The organism is Salipiger sp. PrR007 (assembly GCF_010499845.1).
GTDB lineage: Bacteria > Pseudomonadota > Alphaproteobacteria > Rhodobacterales > Rhodobacteraceae > Salipiger > Salipiger pacificus_A.
On record NZ_JAAGOZ010000024.1, the window covers coordinates 1 to 20,369 of the forward strand.

At 67.2% G+C, this 20,369-nt stretch carries 15 protein-coding genes and 1 pseudogene; 9 read left to right on the plus strand and 7 right to left on the minus strand.

Annotation, left to right across the window (positions count from 1 at the left end):
• Position 1 precedes the first annotated feature (1 nt).
• From G0Q01_RS27185 to G0Q01_RS11530, 3 genes and pseudogenes are all read left to right on the plus strand, one after another.
• Positions 2–82, plus strand: a pseudogene (locus G0Q01_RS27185) (LysR family transcriptional regulator); the annotation flags it as partial.
• A gap of 221 nt (positions 83–303) precedes the next feature.
• Positions 304–1,767: an aldehyde dehydrogenase gene (locus G0Q01_RS11525; RefSeq protein ID WP_164195780.1), complete on the plus strand. Its 1,464-nt coding sequence runs from the start codon at positions 304–306 to the stop codon at positions 1,765–1,767.
• 159 nt (positions 1,768–1,926) lie between these two features.
• Positions 1,927–3,603, plus strand: a complete 1,677-nt coding sequence (locus G0Q01_RS11530) for a BCCT family transporter (protein WP_108970341.1) — start codon at positions 1,927–1,929, stop codon at positions 3,601–3,603.
• A 4-nt stretch (positions 3,604–3,607) separates the two neighbouring features.
• Here G0Q01_RS11530 and G0Q01_RS11535 read toward each other — a convergent pair whose 3' ends face one another.
• The 7 genes from G0Q01_RS11535 to G0Q01_RS11565 form a co-directional block, all read right to left on the minus strand.
• A complete protein-coding gene (locus tag G0Q01_RS11535; protein WP_164195781.1) occupies positions 3,608–4,441 on the minus strand; it encodes a 3-keto-5-aminohexanoate cleavage protein in 834 nt (277 codons plus the stop codon).
• Between the two features lie 87 nt (positions 4,442–4,528).
• Positions 4,529–6,070, minus strand: coding sequence for a phospholipase D family protein (locus G0Q01_RS11540; RefSeq protein WP_164213382.1), 1,542 nt, complete (start codon positions 6,068–6,070; stop codon positions 4,529–4,531).
• Positions 6,071–6,275: 205 nt separating this feature from the next.
• Complete coding sequence (locus tag G0Q01_RS11545) at positions 6,276–7,364, minus strand: patatin-like phospholipase family protein (RefSeq protein ID WP_164213383.1); 1,089 nt, start codon at positions 7,362–7,364, stop codon at positions 6,276–6,278.
• Positions 7,365–7,494: 130 nt separating this feature from the next.
• Positions 7,495–9,696 carry a pyrroloquinoline quinone-dependent dehydrogenase gene (locus G0Q01_RS11550; RefSeq protein WP_203594988.1) on the minus strand — a complete coding sequence of 734 codons (2,202 nt, stop codon included), beginning with the start codon at positions 9,694–9,696 and terminating at the stop codon, positions 7,495–7,497.
• Positions 9,693–10,034, minus strand: coding sequence for a hypothetical protein (locus G0Q01_RS11555; protein ID WP_193989103.1), 342 nt, complete (start codon positions 10,032–10,034; stop codon positions 9,693–9,695). Before G0Q01_RS11555 ends, G0Q01_RS11550 begins: the two co-directional genes overlap by 4 nt.
• A gap of 125 nt (positions 10,035–10,159) precedes the next feature.
• Entirely contained in the window at positions 10,160–11,614 is a 1,455-nt protein-coding gene (locus G0Q01_RS11560) for a HAMP domain-containing sensor histidine kinase (RefSeq protein WP_164213384.1), read from the minus strand.
• Complete coding sequence (locus tag G0Q01_RS11565) at positions 11,611–12,345, minus strand: response regulator transcription factor (protein WP_164195789.1); 735 nt, start codon at positions 12,343–12,345, stop codon at positions 11,611–11,613. The genes G0Q01_RS11560 and G0Q01_RS11565 overlap by 4 nt, the downstream gene beginning before the upstream one ends.
• A 213-nt stretch (positions 12,346–12,558) precedes the next feature.
• Between G0Q01_RS11565 and G0Q01_RS11570 the strand changes: the two genes are divergently transcribed.
• The 6 genes from G0Q01_RS11570 to G0Q01_RS11595 all read left to right on the plus strand — a co-directional run bounded on the left by G0Q01_RS11570 (position 12,559) and on the right by G0Q01_RS11595 (position 20,342).
• Positions 12,559–13,803, plus strand: coding sequence for an ABC transporter substrate-binding protein (locus G0Q01_RS11570; protein ID WP_164195791.1), 1,245 nt, complete (start codon positions 12,559–12,561; stop codon positions 13,801–13,803).
• A 90-nt stretch (positions 13,804–13,893) separates the two neighbouring features.
• Complete coding sequence (locus tag G0Q01_RS11575) at positions 13,894–14,766, plus strand: carbohydrate ABC transporter permease (protein WP_095883539.1); 873 nt, start codon at positions 13,894–13,896, stop codon at positions 14,764–14,766.
• Positions 14,759–15,667 carry a carbohydrate ABC transporter permease gene (locus tag G0Q01_RS11580; protein WP_164195793.1) on the plus strand — a complete coding sequence of 303 codons (909 nt, stop codon included), beginning with the start codon at positions 14,759–14,761 and terminating at the stop codon, positions 15,665–15,667. The genes G0Q01_RS11575 and G0Q01_RS11580 overlap by 8 nt, the downstream gene beginning before the upstream one ends.
• Before the next feature lie 5 nt (positions 15,668–15,672).
• Entirely contained in the window at positions 15,673–16,770 is a 1,098-nt protein-coding gene (locus G0Q01_RS11585) for an ABC transporter ATP-binding protein (RefSeq protein WP_108970348.1), read from the plus strand.
• Between the two features lie 397 nt (positions 16,771–17,167).
• Positions 17,168–18,880, plus strand: a complete 1,713-nt coding sequence (locus G0Q01_RS11590; RefSeq protein WP_164195795.1) for a type I secretion protein — start codon at positions 17,168–17,170, stop codon at positions 18,878–18,880.
• A gap of 178 nt (positions 18,881–19,058) precedes the next feature.
• Positions 19,059–20,342 (plus strand): FAD-binding oxidoreductase, encoded by a 1,284-nt coding sequence (locus G0Q01_RS11595; protein ID WP_164195798.1) that lies wholly within the window; start codon positions 19,059–19,061, stop codon positions 20,340–20,342.
• The last annotated feature ends 27 nt before the right edge of the window (positions 20,343–20,369 follow it).

The window sequence follows — 20,369 nt, forward strand, 5'->3', positions numbered from 1 at the left end:
TATCCGCACCTTCGTCCGTGTCTACGAGTTGGGCAGCATGTCCGCCGCGGGCCGCGACCTGCGAATCTCACCGGCGGGGACCTGCGGGCCGAGAACCGGGAAAAACTGCCCGGAAATCTAGCCTTACCCGAGGTGCGGCACGCCGCTTGCGGCGCGGTGGCCGTGGCGGCGCTGGCCAGCGAAATTTCTCCTCGCTAAGACTGGCGCAGAAGCTTCGGTCGCAAACGCGCCCCGCGGCGCAGCAATGCTGCGCGGGAGGGGCCTTGGCGAGACGACCCACGCGAGACCAACACGAGGTACCCCATGACGTTCGCTTTCGATCCCGACAGGCTGACCCTGCCGAACCAGCACTTCATCGGCGGAGACTATGTCTCGGGTGAGGACGCGCTCGAGCTGCGCTCGCCCTCGACCGGCAAGCTGCTCGGCGCCATCCCCTGCGCCGACGCGGCGCTGGTCGATCGCGCGGTGAGGACGGCGCGCAAGGCGCTCGAGACCTCGGGCTGGGCCGGGCTGCAGCCGCGCGCCCGGCTGCGCGCCCTCTACGCCTGGGCCGAGCTGATCGAACGCGAGGCCGAGACGCTGGCCAAGCTCGAGGCGATATGTTCGTCGCGCCCCTATGCCGCGGCGCTGGCCGGGGACGTGATGGTCACCGCCGAGCAGATCAAGTTCTTTGCCGAGTTCGCCGACAAGGAGGCGGGCACGCTGGTGCCCACGGCCGACAGCCAGTTCGGCTTCATCTCGGATCATCCTTATGGCGTGATCGGCGCGATCACCCCGTGGAACTTCCCGATCTCGATGGCCGCCTGGAAGCTCGGTCCGGCGCTCTCGGCGGGCAACGCGGTGGTGCTGAAGCCCTCCGAGATGACCCCCTACACCACGCTCTATCTCGCCGAACTGGCGGTGAAGGCGGGGATCCCGGCGGGGCTGATCAACGTGGTGCTGGGCGACGGGCCGACCACCGGCGCGGCGATCACCGGTCATCCGGGCATCGATAAGGTCTCGTTTACCGGCTCGACCCGCGCCGGGGCCGCGATCATGGAGAATATCGCGCGCTGCGGTATCAAGCCGATGACGCTGGAGCTGGGCGGCAAGAGCCCGATGGTGGTTTTCGCCGACGCCGATCTCGACGTGACCGCCGACGCGCTGGTCACCGGGATCATCCCCAACGCCGGGCAGTTCTGCGTTGCCGGCTCGCGGATGATCGTCGAGGCCAGCGTCGCGGATGAACTGGCGGCCAAGCTCTCGGAGAGGTTTGCCAAGATCACCCCGTTGGAGACCCACAGCGCCGAGGCAGGTTTCTCGCCGATCATTTCGGAGAAACAGCTGCAACGCATCGACAGCCTCGTGCAGGCGGCGACCGATCAGGGCGGCGAGCTCATCTGCGGCGGCGGGCGTTTCGAGCATGCGGGCTCCTTCTACCGTCCGACGCTGATCGGCGGCGTGGACGAAACCAACCCGGCTGTCCGCGAGGAAATCTTCGGCCCCGTGGCTACCTTCCAGACCTTCGAGACCGAGGAGCAGGCGATGAAGCTGGCGAGCCATCCGACCTACGGGTTGGCGGCGGGGCTCTTCACCCGCGACCTGTCGCGCGCGCTGCGCCTGACACGCGATCTCGAGGCGGGCACGGTCTGGGTCAACCGCTACGGCCGCACCCGGGACCATATTCTGCCGACGGGCGGTTGGAAGGCGAGCGGCCTCGGCAAGGATCTGGGCCGCGAGGCGTATCTCGCCAACCGCCGCACGAAAACGGTGCTGATCGACCTCTGAGAGGCCTCATCCCGATGAAACGAAGACCGCCGGTCCCTCGCGGGGCCGGCGTTTTTCTGGCCGGCTCCGCCGAGCGCCGGGCAGCAAATTTGGGAACCAATGCGGAACCCGTTGGTTCGGAAACGGAGCCCACACGGAATTACACATAGGTTTGAGCCCTTGGAACAGCTTGCCCGCCGCCTCGGACTGCGCACCGATCCGACGATCTTTTTCATCTCTGCCGGTTTCACCATCGTCTTCGTTCTCGCGCTGGTGATCTTCCCCGAAGCTATCGGCGATGCCTTTGCCACCGGCCGCAGCTGGATCGTGACCAACCTCGGCTGGTTCTTCGTGCTGGGGGTGAACGTCTGGCTGGGCTTCCTGATCTGGGCAGCCATGTCGCGCCACGGCCACATCCGGCTCGGGCGCAAAGGCGAGCGGCCGGTCTATTCCAACCTGTCATGGTTCACCATGCTCTTTGCCGGCGGCATCGGCACGGTGCTGATGTTCTGGGGCGTCGCCGAGCCTATCAGCCATTTCTCGACGCCGCCTCTGCCGGGGGTAGAGCCCTACACCGAAGAGGCAGCACGCGACGCCATATCGATTGCCATCTACCACCTCGGGCTGCACACCTGGACGATCTTCACGCTGCCGGGGCTGGCCTTCGCCTATTTCATCAACCGCTACGACCTGCCGGTGCGGGTGAGTTCGGTCTTCTATCCGTTGCTGGGTGAGGGCATTCACGGCCCCATCGGCAAGGCCATCGACATCGCCTCGATCCTCGGCACGCTCTTCGGCGTGGCGGTGTCGCTCGGTCTCGGCTCGAGCCAGATCGCCGCGGGGCTCGACGCGCTCTTCGGCACTGGCGACGGGGCCTTCGTCAAGGTGGCGATCCTGACAGTGTTGACCGTGGTGGCCGTGGGCTCGATCGTCGCGGGGCTCGACAAGGGCGTGAAGATGCTCTCGAACCTCAACATCGCCATGGCGGTGGCGCTGATGATCTTCGTGCTGGTCTGCGGCTCGACACTCTTCCTGCTGCGCGGCATCGTCGAGACCTTCGGGCTCTATTTGACCAATCTGCCGCGTCTGGCATTCTGGAACGACATGCTGGCCAACGAGAACCCGAGCACCGACGGATGGGGCTGGCAGGGATCGTGGACGGTGTTCTACTGGGCCTGGACGGTCACCTGGTCGCCTTTCATCGGGCTCTTCGTGGCGCGCATCTCGCGCGGGCGCACGGTGCGGGAGTTCGTCTTCGGCGTGCTGCTGGCCCCGTCGCTCTTCACGCTGATCTGGTTTGCCATTTTCGGCTGGCAGGCGATGGACTTCGACGGGCTCGGCCTCGCGGCGCGCGCAGCCATGGGCGATAGTGCTGGCGAAATCAGCCGCGCCGTTGCCGACAGCGTGCCGCTGGCGATGTTCGCCTTCTTCGAGCATTTTCCCTTCACCACCTTCATCCAGGGCTTTGCGGTGGTGATCGTGGCGATCTTTTTCGCCACCTCCTCGGACTCGGCTTCGCTGGTGGTGGACATGCTCTGCACCGGCAGCGCGACGCCGGGTCCGGTGCATCAGCGGGTGTTCTGGGGCGCGGCAGAGGGAGTCGTTGCGGCGATGCTGATCCTGCTGGCGGGCGATGCGGGTCTGACCGCGCTGCAGCAGGTGATCACCGTCGTGGGCCTGCCGATCTTCGTGCTGGTGAGCATGATGATCCCGGCGATCATCCGCGGCTTCAACGCCGAGGACATCGAGCACATCTCCATCGGTACGCGGCCGGGCCTCGAGGAGTTCGGCCACGGCCCGGTGAGCGAGGAGAGCACGTCCGGCGGGCTCCGGCCGGAGCCCACCGCGGCGGAGTGAGCGGTCAGGCGGCGCGCAGCCCCAGCAGCGCGCGCGCCTCGGCGGGGGTGGCGATACTGCGGCCGTGCTTCTGCGCCACCTCCGCCGCTCGCTGGACCAGCGCGGCGTTCGAGGGCGCCAGCGTATCCCTGTCGAGGCGGATGTTGTCCTCGAGCCCGGTCCGCAGGTGGCCGCCCGCGGCAGCCGCCCAGTCGTTGAGCTCGATCTGGTGTCGCCCGATCCCGGCGGCGCACCACGGCGTATCCTCGCCGAAAAGAACCTTCACGGTCTCCACGTAGTAATCGAACACCCGCTTCACCGCGGGCATGGAGTTCTTCACCCCCATGACGAACTGCACGTAGGGCGTGCCGACCAGCGCACCGCGGTCCGCCATCGCCTTGGCCTGGTAGATGTGAGACAGGTCGAAAGCCTCGATCTCGGGCTTGATGCCGTAGGTCTTCATCTCTGCCGCCAGCCAGTCCACAAGATCCGGCGGGTTCTCGTAGACGCGCGTGGGGAAGTTGTTCGATCCCACCGAGAGCGAGGCCATGTCCGGCTTCAGCGGCAGCATGCCGCCGCGGGTCCTGCCCGCGCCCGAGCGACCACCGGTGGAAAGTTGTACGATCATCCCGGGGCAGTGTTTCTCGATCCCCTCCTTCAGCGCGGCGAAACGCTCGGGGTCGGAGGTCGGTTTTCCGTCGTCGTCGCGTACGTGGCAATGGGCGATGGTGGCGCCGGCCTCGAAGGCTTCCTGCGTGGACTCGACCTGCTCGGCCACGGTGATCGGCACGGCGGGGTTGTCCGCCTTGGTGGGCAGCGAGCCGGTGATGGCAACGCAGATGATGCAGGGCTGTGTCATGGCGGGAGGCTCCGTCGCTTCGTTGCGGTGCCGCGCGGCACCTCGGCAGAAAGATGTCGCAACCCGGCGTCCGCCGCAACCGCCCGCTCAGAGCATCCATTCCAACGGCAGCCAGCCGACGACATGGGTCAGCGCGCGTTTCAGCGGGCCGGTGTTCGGCTCGTGCTGAAAGACCAGCGGCGGGCCGACCTCGGGGGTGTTGGACCACACAAGCGCTCCTGCGTCATCCAGCGTGACGTGATAGGCGTAGCGGGGCGTGTCGAGCTGCTCGGAAAGCGAGGCCGCGATGGTCGGGCTGTCGATCAGGATGCCCATCTCGGTGTTGATCTGCGCCGAGCGCGGGTCGAGGTTGAACGAGCCGATGAAGGCCCGCTTGCCGTCCAGCCCGAAGACCTTGGCATGCAGCCCCGAGGCCGAGCCCGAGAGCACCTCTGGCAGCGAGCGCCTCACGTGCTCCTCGCGCATGGCGCGCAGCTCGTAGAGGGTGACACCGCTTTCGAGCAGGGGCGCGCGATAGCCCATGTAGGCGGCATGCACCGGCATCACGTCGGTGGCCTCCAGCGCGTTGGTCAGCACCCGGACGCGCGCGCCCTTGCGGGCGAGGTCGGTCAGCGCCTCGGTGCCGCGTTCGCCGGGAATGAAATAGGCAGAGACGAGATCGAGGCTACTCTCCACCTCGCCGAGCAGCTCGAACAGCCGTTCGACGATCTTGCTCTTGGCGGGCGCCCGGCCCAGCCCCTTCGCGGGATCGTCGACGAGCAACTCGGCCTTGCCCCATTCGAGGTTCAGCGCCCCGCCCTTCAGCCCCGAGACGAGCTGGCTCTCGGTCACCACCTTCAGATAGCCGTTGCCGACCGAGGTGCCGCGCGCCGCCTTGCCCGCCTCGGCCAGCGCCGGGCTGACAAACGGATCCAGCAGCAGGTCCGCATCATAGGCCGAGGCGCTGTTCCAGTAGCGGTCGAACGAGGCCGAGACGTCGCTGACGATCGGTCCCAGCGCCAGCGCGTCAACGTCGAAGAAATGCGTCCCATCGCCGTATTCGAAGTAGATATCGCCGATGTTCCGCCCTCCGACTACGGTGGCCGCCCCATCGACGGTCATCGACTTGTTATGCATCCGCCGGTTCAACCGGCTGAAATCGAAGAGGTAGGAGGCGAGCTTGGGCGCGCGCAGGGTGAAAGGGTTGAAGATGCGCACGTCGGCGCTTGGCAGGGAGTCGAGTTCGGCGAGCAGCGCATCGAGGCCAGGAATGCCGTTGTCGTCCACCAGCAGCCGCACCCGCACGCCGCGATCCGCGGCGGCCCGCAATTCGTCGAGCAGGATCAGCCCGGTCGTGTCGTCCTGCCAAATGTAATACTGCGCATCGATCGACTGCTGCGCCGCCCGCGCCAGCAGCATCCGCGCGGCAAAAGCGTCGCGCCCGTCGGCAAGCGGCAGCACCCCGCTCTCCCCAGGGTGTGCGGCAACGATCGGGGCGATGATCCTGCCAAGCTCGCCCTCGGTGTCGGGCGGCAGCCGGAGCTGTCTTTCCGCAAAATTCTGCTTGGGCAGGGGGAAGATCAGCTTCATCCCGAAGACGAAGGTGACAAGCAAAAGAGCGATAAAAAGAAGGACTTCAAGAAAACGCATCGGACGCACCCACATCAATCGGACCCGTCCGGCAAGGCTGTGCGCCGCGCAAATTCCGACTGCCGACCGGACCCTCCGACCGGTGCCTGCGCGCCGCCGTCTTCCCTTCCGTCGCGGGTCTTTGCCGTCGCTTGGGTGAAATCCTAGCGCGAAACAGGCGCTTGCGTCGAGCGTTACCTTCAGAAGCGAGTCAGGCAGAAGCGAGTCAGGCTCCGGTCTGCAGCATGTCGCTCAGGTAGCGCTCCTTGAGTTTCGCGGTGCCCCGCTTGCCGAGATGCTCGAAGTTGTCCGTCAGCCAGCCCTGCGCGGCGGCGCGCCCGGTTTCATGCAACTCGAGCAGCATGTCGAGGGTTGGGTACATCTTGGTATGGGGATCGAGCTCGGAGAGGCTCGCCTCGTCGTGGATCTCGTGGAAGCGCAGCTCGTGCAGGTCGCTTAGCAAGTCCGAGCCGCTGTCGCCCTCATGTGACTTCATATGCTCGACCAGCGCGTCCTGGATGATGGCGATGGCACGGAGTTCGGTAAGCAGCGCCTGGTTGAAGACCATCTCGCTGACCCTCTGGGTGATCTCTTCGGGCGAGCGCGCCGTGAAGGCGCGGCGGGCGGGATTGATGGTGACCAGCAGCAGGTCTGCCTGCGGGGTGAAACGCACGAGGGCGGCGACGGGCGGGTTGGAGGAGTAGCCGCCGTCCCAGTAATCGACCCCGTCGATGGTCACCGGCGGAAAACTCATCGGCAGACAGGCCGAGGCGATGGCGACGTCGGGGCTGATCTCATCGTTGCGAAAGATGCGCGCGCCGCCGCTGCGGGCATTGGTCGCCGACACGAAGAGCCGGGGCGCATCGGCGCGCCTCAGCGCCTCGAAGTCCACTTGGTCAGCGATGAGTTGGCGGAGCGCCATCTGGGCGCCGCGTCCCTGCCAGGGGCGCGAAGAGACGGTGACCTGCCCGCCGCTGACCACCTGCCACCAGGCGGCGGAGGCGGCGAAGAGCCCGGGGAAGGTTTCGAGCATATGAAAGACCGGCGTCGCCTCGCGCGCCGCGGCATTGACCGAGGTCCAGAAGCGGCGCAACGCGGCGCGCCCGCCCTCGCGTCCGCCGGTGGCGATGCCCGAGGCCGCGACGATGGCGTTCATAGCCCCGGCGCTGGCGCCCGAAAGGGCGCCGATTTCAATGCGTTCCTCTTCCAGGAGCGCGTCGAGGACGCCCCATGTGAAGGCCCCGTGCGCGCCACCGCCCTGCAGTGCGACGTCGAGTATTATCTTGCTGGAATCATGTGATTGTGAAGTCGTCATGGAAAAGCAAAAAGCCTCCGAAAAGTGGAGAAATTCTGCGTTGCAGCATAGCGCGGAAGGGGGTGTGGCTCCAGAGCCTTGGGGGGCCTGTCGGCGGCGTGGCGCCGACAGGCATTTTCGGGGAAAGGGCTCAGAGCGGCAGGCGGTAGACCGAAATCATGTCGCCCACCGACGGCTTCAGGATCGAGTTGCCGCCCGAGATGAAGGCGACGTATTCCTGCCCGTCGTGCTCGTAGATGGCCGGGTTCGAGACCGAGGGCGCCTCGGTCAGGTCGCTCCAAAGCTCCTCGCCGCTCTGCAGGTTGTAGGCACGCACCATGCCGTCCATCGTCCCGCCGATGAAGATCAGCCCGCCGGCGGTGATCGCCGGGCCACCGATGGTCGGCGAACCCCAGGCCTCGGGCATGTAGAAGCCATAGCGCTGCGACATGCCGAAGGGCTTGCGCCAGAGCGTCTCGCCTGTGGTCATGTCGAGCGCCATCAACTCGCCGAAGGGAGGCTCCCAGCACGGCATTCCCCAGCGGTTCATCGCGGTCTTCAGCGACATGCCGTAAGGTGCGCCGGTCTGCGGGTGGAAGCCGCTTTCTCCGACCCCGGCTTCGCCGTTCTCGGCCTCGTAATCCTCGCGCGACCACAGCTTGATGTATTGCACCACATGGCTGAGGTTCACCACGGCGATCTGGTGCTCGGGATCGTAGCCGACGCCGCCCCATTGCACCACGCCCGCCGAGTTCGGGTAGGCCCCGGCGCCTTCACCCTCAGTGGTGGGCGCGGTGTACATGCCGTCGTAGGTCAGCTTGCTCCAAAGCTCCGAACATTCTCCGAAGGAGGCGAGATCGGCCAGTTTCCACACGTCCGGCAGGCGCGACTGGTCGAGCAGCGGCTTGGGGATCGTGGGGAAGGGCTGGGTCGGCGCGTAACGCTCGCTCTCGATCGTCCCCGCGGGGACGGGGCGTTCCTCGATCGGCCAGATGTCCTCGCCGGTCTCGCGGTTGACCACGAAGAGAAAGCCCATCTTGGTGGCCTGCATCAGCGCCGGGATCTCCTCGCCGTTCACGGTGATGTCCATCAGCGTCGGGGCTGAGTTGATGTCATAGTCCCAGATGTCGTGATGCACCCACTGCCGCGACCAGATCACTTCGCCGGTGTCGACGTCGAGCGCGGTGGTCGAGGTGGCATAGGGGATGTCCTCGGTGCGGTTGCCGCCCCAGTAGTTGGGCGAGGGCGAGGCCACGGGCAGGTAGACGATGCCGCGTTCCTCGTCGGCGCTCATCGCGGTCCAGACGTTGGCGGTGCCGGTCTTGGCGCGGATGTCCTCGGGGATGGTGTCGAAGGTCCATTCCAGCTCGCCCGACTGCGCATTGACCGAGAATACCGAGCCCGGAGGCGCCTCGGCCCAGTCCCAGTCATTGCCGGCCCAGCCGATGATCACATGGTCGCCGACGATGGTCGGCGGCTGCAGCAGCGACAGCGGCCAGCGGTCGTTGACCGTGTTCCACTGGTTGACGTCGAGCACGCCGCCATCGGCGAAATCCTCGCAGAGCGCGCCGGTGTCCGCGTCCATGGCGAAGAGCCGCGCGTCCATGGTGCCGAGGTAGACGATCTTCTGGCAGGCCGCGCCCTCCTGTGGATCGTCGGCCTCCCAATAGGCGACCCCGCGGTTTTTAAGCGCGGGCTGGGTGAGCGCCTCGAGGGTTGATTTGCTGTCGAAGGACCATTTTTCTTCGCCCGTGCCCGGATCGAGCGCCAGCACGCGGTAGAAGGGCGTGCCGATGTAGAGCGTGTCATTGGCGTAGATCGGTGTCGCGGACCAGACGGTCGCGGGCAGATCGCCCGAGCCGTCCGAGACATCGCCGGTCTCGACCCGCCAGGCCAGTTCCATGTCACCGACGTTCTCGGGGGTGATCTGGTCGAGCGGCGAGTATTTCGCGCCCGAAACCTGCCCGTGGAAGCTCGGCCATCCGGTGCCGGGGGTCGGCACCTTGGCGTCGGACGACGGGCGTGCGGCGGGCACCTCGACATTGATGGTTTCAGCGTTGGGTTCGGGGGCGCTGTCGTCCTGCGCCTCGGCGGCCGGAGCCTCGGCAGCGGGGGCCTCGGCGCCTTGCGCTTCGGGGCTCACGGCATCGCGGGCGGGGCCTTCCTCCGTCGAGACGCCAGTCTCGCTGCCCTCTTCGGTCGCGGTCGCGCCGGGCGGCGGGGTCTCGGGGGCCTCGGTTTCCGGCGCGGCGCTTTCGGGCTGTGCCGGGGGCGTCGGCGTGTCTGCCTGCTGGGCGAAGGCGGGGCCAGTGAGCAGGGCGAGCAGGGCGGTGCTGCGGAGAAGAGAGGTCATGCGTAGGTTCCTTCCGGGCCGGAGAGCGCGGCGATCCAACCAAGCGCGCAGACCGCCAGAGCGGCGAGCATCACCCATTGATGCATCAGCAAGGCGGCGATGGCGGTGAGCAGCAGGCCGAGCGCGAGCAACACAAGCAGCAGGACGCGCAGGCCGCGGGCACGGGCGCGGATCATCAGCGCCGCGCCGAGCAGAAGACAGAGCGCGCCGAAAGCGGCGGCGAGAGGTCCCCAAACCCCGGTCACGCCGGTGAGAGGGGTGAAATAGGCGTAGAGGCCGCAGCCGAGCGCGACCAGCGCCGAGACCATCATGACGGTCAGGCCGGTTCGATAGGACATGGCGAGGTTCCCGTTTGGTTTCAACGGCGGGCCACGCTGCAGGGAAGGCTCGCGGCCGCGTCCCTTCAAGGAGTAGCGCGCAATCCGGAACAGGCAAATTTTCGCGCGAATTCAGTGCGGGGGGTTCAACCGCGCCGGATGGTGAAGAGCGCGCGCAGCCCATGCGGCGCGGTCTCGAAACGCAACTCCCCGCCGTGCATCATCGCGATGGTGGACACGATGCTGAGCCCCAGACCGATGCCGTCGCTCGAGCGCGCGTTCGCACCGCGGCGAAAGGGGGCCATGAGCGCCTCGATCTCCTCGGTGGAGCGCATGCCGCTCTCATCCTCGACGATGATCGTCGCGGTTTCGGCACTGGCCTCGAGGTGCAGCCGGGCGCTGCGACCGTATTTCAGCGCATTGTCCACGAGGTTCGACACCGCGCGCTGGATCGAGACGGGGCGGGCGGTGACGATGACCCGATGCGCGCCCCCCACCACCTGCGCCCCGCGCCGCGCGGTGAAGAGCGATTGCCCGCCGCGCAGCACGATGGGCTCTACCGCACCGAGACTTACCGGCTGGCCCATGTCGCGGTAGTCGTCCACCAGCGCCTCGACCAGCGCCGAGAGCGACAGCTCGCGCGGGGCTTCGACGTTGAGTTCGGCGCGGGTGTAGGTCAGCGCGCTTTCGATGATCGCGGTCATGCGGTCGATGTCGGCCTCGAATTTTCCGCGCAGTTCGTTGTCCTCGATCAGCGCCGAGCGCAGGCGCAGCCGGGTCGCAGGCGTTCCGAGGTCGTGGCTGACCCCCGAGAGCACCACCGCGCGCTTGGCGAGCTGCTCGCGTTCGGCCTCGAGGTAGGTATTGACCGCGCCGACGATGGCGCGCAGCTCGGTGGGGCCGGTGGCCTCGTAGCTTTCCGGCCCGCCGAGGCGACGGCGCGCGGCGAGCGCCGCGGCGAACTCGGTGAAGCGGGCGGCTGTATTCGTGACCAGCGTGAAGATCACCCCGAGCGCCAGCAACGACAGGACGATGGCGGGCAGGCGCAGATCGGCAGGGGCGGCCTCGCAGCCCCAGACCCCCGGCGCTTCGACGCGCTGCCAATCTCCGGCGTCGGGGCGGGCGATGATCTGCGGGTGGCTGCAGTAGCGCGCCATCAGCCGGGTGAGTTGCCCAAGCGTCTCCTCGGGGCGCTGGCCGGGGCGCGAGGGCAGCTCGGCGACGCGGTATTGCAGCCCGTCCGAGACCACCGCGACTTGCAGCCCGGGGCCGCCGGTGCCATCGGGCAGGATCGGCGCGAGGGTGACATAGGCGGGCCTTGGCAGGGCAGAGACCTGCGCGAAGTTGCCCTCTTCAGCGCGTGCGGCATCGGCGGGGTCCAACGGGGCGAGGCTGACACCCTCGGGCGGAGCCAGTCCCCGCGTCAGGGCGCCATAGAGCAGGAGCCCCGCCCGCTCGGCGCGGTCGAGATGCGCCGTCCAACGGGTCTGCGACAGGCTCCACATGCCGGTGATCACCACCCCTGCCAACGCCGCGGCGAGGATCAGCAGCGTGCCCGAGAGGCGCAGGCTCGGGCCGCCGGAGCCCACGCCCTCCGTCATGTCTCCTCGGTGGTCACATCCACCGCGAATACGTAGCCCACCCCGCGCTCGGTGCGCAGCATCTTCGGGTCTTTCGGCGTCTTCTCGATCTTCGAGCGCAGCCGCCCGACGAGCACGTCGATGGCGCGGCCCCGGGCGTCCTCGGTGCCGCCCTCCCCGGTGACGTCGAGCGCCGCGGCGATCTCCTCGCGAGTGAGCGGGATGAAAGGATTGGCCAGCAGCGCCTGCAGCAGCATGGTTTCGCGCCGCGACAGCGGCACCTGGAAACCCTCGGGCGAGGTGACCTCGGCGCGCTTGGCGTCGTAGCGCCAGCCGGCGAAGCGGAACGCCTGCGTGCGGCGGCGGTGCGCCAGCGAGGCGGTGCGGCGAGTGCGGGCCAGCACCGCGCGCACCTGCGCCACCATGAGCTCGGGGTTGAAGGGTTTAGCGATATAGTCGTCCGCGCCAACCTCGTAGCCCGCCATGCGCTGGTGATCGGCCGAGAGCGCCGAGACCATGATGATCGGCACGTCCTGCTCGCGCCGCAGTCGGGCGCATATCTCGATGCCGCTCTCGTCGCCAAGCATCACGTCGAGCAGGATGAGGTCGATGCGCCCCGCCTCCATCGCCGCAGCGATCTCGGCCATGTTCTGCGCCCCATGCGCGATGAAGCCCTGCCTTTGCAGGAACTGGATCATCATCTCGCGCATCTCGGAATCATCGTCCACGACGAGCAGTCTCGAGATGGTCACTGGCGTCTCCTCGCGGCTGTCCCGGCGCGGAGTTTTTGCCTCCGCTGGCGGGCTTTGCAATCGTGCTGTAACAGCCTGTAACAGATCGCCCGGAATTCTGAAGGGATGCTGCGCGGCGGCGTGGGGTAAGCCCTTGCGAACCCGCGCCGCGAAAACGCAGGGTTTTCGCCACACGCTGCTTGGGAAAGCAGCACGAACGGGAGGAATACCGATATGACATACACCGCAAAAGCGGCGATCTCTGCGCTCGCCCTGACGGTTGCCGGCGTCGCCCATGCCGAGCCGCAAGCCGAAGTTCTGCACTGGTGGACCGCCGGTGGCGAGGCCAAGGCCGTTGCCGTTCTGCAGGAAGAGTTCTCGGAAAACGGCGGCACCTGGACTGACATGCCGGTGGCCGGCGGTGGCGGCGATGCGGCGATGACCGCGCTGCGCGCTCGCGTGCTGTCGGGCAACGCGCCGACCGCCGTGCAGCTCAAGGGTCCGGCGATCCAGGAGTGGTACGAAGAGGGTGTTCTCGCCGACATCTCCTCGGTCGCCGACGCCGAGGGCTGGGCCGACGTGCTGCCCGCGCAGATCGCCGAGCACATGAAGTGCGAGGGCACCTGGTGCGCCGCGCCGGTGAACGTGCACCGAGTGGACTGGATCTGGGCCAACAAGTCGGTTCTGGACGCCAACGGCATCGAGATGCCGACCACCTGGGACGAGTTCAACGCCGCGGCCGAGAAGCTGCAGGCGGCGGGCGTGATCCCGCTGGCGCACGGCGGCCAGTCCTGGCAGGACGCCACCGTCTTCGAGACCGTCGTGCTTGGTCTCGGCGGCCCCGAGTTCTTCCAGAAGGCGCTGGTTGACCTCGATCAGGAGGCGCTGACCTCGGACACGATGGTGCAGGTCTTCGACCAGATGCGCACCATGCGCGGCTACGTCGACGACAACTTCTCGGGCCGTGACTGGAACCTCGCCACCGCGATGGTGATGAACGGCGAAGCCGCCTTCCAGATCATGGGCGACTGGGCCAAGGGCGAATTCCTTGCCGCTGGCAAGGTGCCGGGCGAGGACTTCCTCTGCGCCGCGACCCCGGGCGAGGGCTATCTCTACAACGTTGACAGCTTCGCGATGTTCGACGTCGACGGCGACGACAAGAAAGCCGGGCAGGAGCTGCTGGCCAAGCTGATCGTCGGGCCGAACTTCCAGAAGGTGTTCAACCTCAACAAGGGCTCGATCCCGGTCCGTACCGACGTCGCGCTCGACGAGTTCGACGACTGCGCGGTCAAATCCTCCGAGGACATGAAGGCCAGCGCCGAGAACGGCTCGCTGCTGCCTTCCTACGCCCACGGCATGGCCCTGCGCGGCGCGCAGTCCGGCGCGATCACCGATGTGGTGACGGCGCATTTCAACTCGGACATGAGCTCCGAGGATGCGGTGAAGATGCTCGCGGACGCTGTCGCGAACTCGATGTAATCCCCGTTCCCGGTCTTGGATCATACGATCTTTGACCAAACTCAAGCGGGCCCGTCTCTCACCGGGGCGGGCCCGTCATAGGAGAACACCATGGCCAAATGGTTCGAAACCCATTTGCCGAAGATCGTGCTGGCGCCCAGCTTCATCGCGGTCCTGATTTTCGTCTACGGCTTCATCGGCTGGACTGCCTGGGTGTCGCTCACCCGCTCCAAGCTGATGCCGCGCTACGAGATCGACGGCTTCATTCAATACGACCGGCTCTTTGCCTCCCCGCGCTGGGACACGGCAATGAACAACCTCTACATCTTCGGGGGGATGTTCATCGTCATCTCGCTGGTGCTGGGGCTGATCCTTGCGATCCTGCTCGACCAGCAGATCCGCGTCGAGGGCGCGATCCGCACGATTTACCTCTACCCCATGGCGCTGTCGATGATCGTCACCGGCACTGCGTGGAAATGGATCCTGAACCCGGGCCTCGGCGTGCAGGCCATGGTGCAGGGCTGGGGGTTCGAGAACTTCAAGTTCGACTGGCTGGTGAACCCGGACATGGCCATCTACACGGTGGTGATGGCGGCGATCTGGCAAAGTTCGGGCTTCGTCATGGCGCTCTTCCTCGCGGGTCTGCGCTCGGTCGACACCGAGATCATCCGCGCGGCGCAGATCGACGGCATCCCGACCTGGCGGGTCTATACCGCGATCATCATTCCCTCGATGGCCCCGATCTTCCTGTCGGCTTTCATCGTGCTCGCGCACCTTGCCATCAAGAGCTTCGACCTCGTCATCGCGCTGACCGGCGGCGGCCCCGGCTATGCCACCGACCTTCCGGCCACCTACATGTACGCGATGGCCTTCTCGCGTGGCGACGTCGGCCAGGCGGCAAGCTCGGCAATGATCATGATGATGGTGATCTTTATCATCGTTGTGCCCTATCTCTACTCCGAACTGAGGGCGAAAAATGACTGATGTCTCCGCAACGCCCGCTGCCGCGGCGGCGGCCCGCTCGCAGGGCACCGGCCTGAAGACCGCGCTGCGCTGGGGGCTCTACCTGATCCTCGGACTCTTCGCGGTCTACTACCTGATGCCGCTCTTCGTGATGCTCACCACCTCGCTGAAAAGCCTTGAGGAGATCCGCACCGGAGATCTCGTGGCGCTGCCGCGCGAGGTGACCTTCGACGCCTGGGCCAAGGCCTGGTCCGGTGCTTGCACCGGCATCCAGTGCGAGGGGGTGCGTCCCTACTTCTGGAACTCGGTGCTGATCGCCGTGCCCGGCGTGCTGATCTCGACCCTGCTTGGGGCGGTGAACGGCTACGTGATCGCGCAATGGCGCTTCAAGGGCGCCAACATCATCTTCGCGCTGATGCTCTTCGGCTGCTTCATCCCCTTCCAGGTGGTGCTGCTGCCCATGGCGCGCCTGCTCGGGCTGATGGGCCTCGCAGGCACGATCCCCGGTCTGGTCTTCGTGCACGTGATCTACGGCATCGGTTTCACCACGCTGTTCTTCCGCAACTATTACGTCACGATCCCGCAGGAGCTGGTGAAAGCGGCCAAGGTCGACGGCGCGGGCTTCCTGCGCATCTTCTGGTCGATCTTCCTGCCGCTCAGCATCCCGATCATCGTAGTCAGCGTGATCTGGCAGTTCACCCAGATCTGGAACGACTTCCTCTTCGGTGTCTCCTTCAGCTCGGCCGGCACCCAGCCGGTGACCGTGGCGCTCAACAACATCGTCAACTCGACGACGGGCGTGAAGGAATACAACGTCGACATGGCCGCCGCGATCATCGCCGCGCTGCCGACCCTCCTCGTCTACGTCGTCGCCGGCAAATACTTCATCCGCGGTCTGACCGCCGGATCCGTCAAAGGATGATCCCCATGGCTCCGATCCTCGATATCCAGCATCTCTACAAGAACTACGGCGCGACCGAGATCCTCAAGGACATCAACGTCTCGATCGAGCCGGGCGATTTCCTCGTGCTCGTCGGCCCTTCGGGCTGCGGCAAGTCCACGCTGCTCAACTGCATCGCCGGGCTCGAACCGATCACCGGCGGCACGCTGAAGATCGGCGGCGAGGACATGACCCATGTCTCGCCCAAGGACCGCGACATCGCCATGGTGTTCCAGTCCTACGCGCTCTACCCGACGATGAGCGTCGCCAAGAACATCACCTTCGGCATGAAGGTGCGCGGCGTCGATCAGGCGACCCAGGACCGCAAGCTCGCCGAGGTGGCCCGCCAGCTGCAGATCGAGCCGCTGCTGAAGCGCCGTCCCGGCCAGCTTTCGGGCGGTCAGCGGCAGCGCGTGGCGATGGGCCGGGCGCTGGTGCGCGATCCCAAGCTCTTCCTCTTCGACGAGCCGCTGTCGAACCTCGACGCCAAGCTGCGGGTCGAGATGCGCACCGAGATCAAGTCGCTGCACCAGCGGCTCGGCGCCTCGATGGTCTATGTCACACACGACCAGATCGAGGCGATGACCCTGGCCACGAAGATCGTCGTGATGAAGGGTGGCGTGATCCAGCAGATCGGCACCCCGGCCGAGATCTACAACAAACCCGCCAACCTCTTCGTCGCGGACTTCATGGGCTCGCCGGCGATGAACCTGATCCCCGCCAAGGCCCGCGCCAACGGCAATGGCACCAAGCTCGAGATCGCCCGTGAAGGCGCCGAGCCCGTCGTGCTCACGGACACCCGCGCGACGAACCTGCCCGAGGACGTGATCCTCGGCCTGCGCCCCGAGGACATCTCGGAGCCCGGTTACCGCTCGGGCGAGACGGTGCAGCAGGCGCAGTGCAAGGTCGAGATCGTCGAGCCCGCGGGCGCGGACACCTACGTGATGACGACGCTTGGCGGCAAGCAGATCACCGCGCGGCTCCATGCCGAGACCGCGGCGGCCCCGGGGGCAGCGCATACCTTCGCCTTCGATCTCGGCAAGGTGTCCTACTTCAATCCCGGCACCGGCGAGCGCATCCTCTGAGCGGGCGCCGGGTCCGCCCGGCACCTTGCGCATCACAGGCGCGGCGGCAGACCCCTGTCGCCGCGCCTTTTTTTGCCGGCCCGCCTGACGCGCCTGCGGCAGGTCCTCGCCCATCCCCTCGTCCACCGGGTGAACACGCTTGCGCGGACGGGGGTGCCCATCTACCGTCGAGGGCAGGCGCTGGTGGGTTTCGCGCCGCGTAAGCGCTTTCATTCCGATATTTCCGATCACGACCGCGCCGCGGATATCGCGGCCTTCCCTGTTTCGACGCCTGAGACGAGTGCTGCATGGCGGGCCTCTTGTGGCTCCGCCAGAGCCTTTTTGTGCCCGGCTCCGGCCGGTCCAGCGCCAGTTTCCCGGTTTCCCGCTCCCCCCGCGCCGCCACCCGGAGGACGGCATGCCCCTTGCCCTGCCCACCGAGATCACCGCGAGCGGCGCGCCCGCCGGCGCGGCGCTCTTTGGCGGCAATATCCTCGCACCGCGCACGGCGATGACCGGCGAAGGCTCCTATGCGGAGGCCATCGCGGCGCTCAACGTCACGGGGCTGCGCTACCCGGGCGGCTCGCTCACCGAATACTATTTCGACCTTGCCACCCCCGATGCCGCCACCGCCAGCCACGCCGAGACGGGGGAGCAGATACCCTTTATCCCGCTGTCGGACTTCATGACCTATGCGGGGGAGGCGGGCCACGCGGTGACCGTCGTGCTGCCGACCCGCGACCAGCTGTCGGAGGCGCTGGACGCGTCCGGCAACCGCCTGCCGCAGATCGAAGAGGAAGCACTCCGCGACTTCGTGCACGACCTCGTCTCCGGCGTTTACGGCGATGCCGAGATCGCGGCGCTTGAGATCGGCAACGAATACTGGGGCTCGGGCGAGATGACGGCGGTGGAATACGGCCGTCTGGCGGCGCGTATGGCCGAGATCATCGCCGACGAACTGGCGCTCGTGGCCGAGGTGATGGACCTCGACACCAGCGAGATCCGCGTGCTGGCACAGATGGGCCAGAACTACGGGGTCTCGAAGATTTCCGACGGCTACGCGGGCTGGGAGGCCGAGGACATCATTGCCGATTTGGCGCAGACCTATCCGGGAGCCGGGCTCGGCGCCGCCAATATCCGCGGCAATGGCGAGGTGAACTGGTCCGAGGTGACCAACGCGCTGGTCCGCATGGGCTTTGAGACCGAAGCGCAGCAGGCGGCGCTCGATGGCGTCATCGCCCATGTGTACGCCCGCGGGACCGAGGACAGCCGGTCCTACAATCTTGACACGATCCACGACACCTGGCTGGCGCAGGAGGGGTTCGGACATCTCGAGATCCATGTCACGGAGTGGAACCTCAAGTCCTCGGAAAACCTTGATGCGAGGTCGGACTACGGGCTGCTGCAGGCGCAGGAGATGCTGGAGATCGTCGAAGAGTTCGTCGAGGCCGGGGTCGAGCAGGCCCACGTCTGGCCGCTGATCCAGAACACCGCGAATGCGCTCTCGACAGGGGTCACCTACACGGCCAGCACCGTGCCCGGAGAGATGTTCGCCATGATGGCCGGGGCGATCCCCGGCAAGGCCCTGCTCGACTTCGCCCCCCGCGACGCCAGCGGCACCGAGACGGGGGATGCCGCGCTTGCCGTGCATGGCTTTGCGGGGGAGGGCGATCTTGTGCTCTACGTGATTTCGCAGATTGGGGAGGCCAGCGTCACCGATCTCGATCTGTCGGGCCTTCTCACGGGTTTCGGCGGCATGGAGATCACCCTGCTCGGCGTCTCCGGGGGAGCGCGTCCCGGCGATGCGGCCGCCGCGCCGCAGCTCGAGGCGCTCGACCCGGAGGTGCTCTACGTAGACGGGCTGCTCGAGGTCGCCCTCGCGCCCCAAGAGATCCTCCAGGTCGTGATCCGGGACGTGGCTCCGACCGAGGCCTTCGCCCCGGTCCTTGCCGGGATCGACACCGTGGAGGGCGGCAGTTCGCTCGGCACGGGGATGCCCCTGATCGATCTGGCCGAAGCCGAAGACACGCGGCCCGCCGAAGACGAGGAGGGTTCGGACGAGGACGGCGGCTGGGGGGAGCTCGGCATTCTCCTCGCGCTTTTGCCATTGGCCGGGCTCCTCGCCGCCTGAACGCCCGCCTTTTCCTCTGGACGCCAACTTCCCCGGGAGCCCGGCGCGTGGCCCGTGCCAGCCCGGCCACCATGCGCCGCACGTGTCGGTCCATGCGCAAACGGCACTGGACGGCGGCGGAGGCTCTGACCAAGACTGTCCTCGCGGCCAGAGAGGCCGCGAGGACTGGGCTGAAAACATGGAAGACTTCCCGAAGGGCAACCTCTGGCACGCGAGCGCCTCCGAAGAGGTCTTGGCGCCCCCGCTCGAGAATGATCTCGACGTCGACCTGGCGGTGATTGGCGGCGGCTTCACCGGCTGTGCGGCGGCACTCGAGGCGGCGCGGCTCGGCGCCAGCGTGGCACTGCTCGAGGGGCGGGAGATCGGCCATGGTGGCTCGGGGCGGAACGTCGGGTTGGTCAACGCCGGGCTCTGGCTGCCGCCGGACGAGATCCTCGCGCAGATGGGCGAGGCGGCGGGGCGGCGGCTGATCGACGTGCTCGGCGGGGCTCCGGCGCGGGTCTTCGGTCTGATCGAGCGCGAGGGAATCTCCTGCGAGGCGACGCGGAATGGCACGCTGCATCTCGCGCATGCAGCCTCGGGGGCGGAGGATCTCGCTTCGCGCCATCGGCAGGGCAATCGGGTCGGCGCGCCGGTGCAGCTCCTCGACACCGCCGAGACCGTGCGGCGGACCGGATCCGACGCTTTCGCTGGCGCGTTGCTCGACCCGCGGGCGGGCACGGTGCAGCCGCTGGCCTATTGCCGCGGATTGGCACGGGCCGCGCAGGCGGCGGGTGCAAGACTTCACGGGCGCACGCAGGTCACCGAGCTGTCGCGCTCCGGCGAGGGCTGGGAGATCCGCGCGGGCGGGCGCCGGGTCCGGGCCGGGGCCGTGCTGATGGCCACCAATGCCTATCACGAGGGGTTCTCGGAGCCCTTCCGCCCGTCCTACGTCGCGGTGCATTACAGCCAGTTTGCCACCGCGCCGCTGCCGAACGATCTGCGCGCGCGCATTCTGGCGGGGGGCGAGGGATGTTGGGATACGGCGCTCGTGATGTCCTCTTTCCGCGTCGATCACGCCGGGCGGCTGATCCTCGGAGGCATGGGGGATGCGGAGGGGCTCGGCGGCGGTCTTCACGCGGGATGGGCGCGACGCAAACTGGCGCAGGTCTATCCCGAACTGGCGGATGTGCCCTTCGAGCACGCCTGGCAGGGGCGCATCGCGATGACCCGGGACCATGTGCCCAAGGTGGTGCGTTTCGGCCCCTCGGCGCTCTCAGTCTTCGGCTACTCGGGCCGGGGCATCGCGCCGGGGACGGTCTTTGGCACCGCCGCCGCCGAGGCGCTTCTCGAAGGGCGCGAGGACGCGCTGCCGGTTGCGCCGATCGACAGCTATGTCGAGCGCTTCACCGGTCTGCGCAGTGCCTACTACGAGGCTGGCGCGACGCTGACCCATGCCCTCAAGCCGGGGTTCCTAGGGTAGGCCGCACGACAAAGCGCCGGGGGTTGC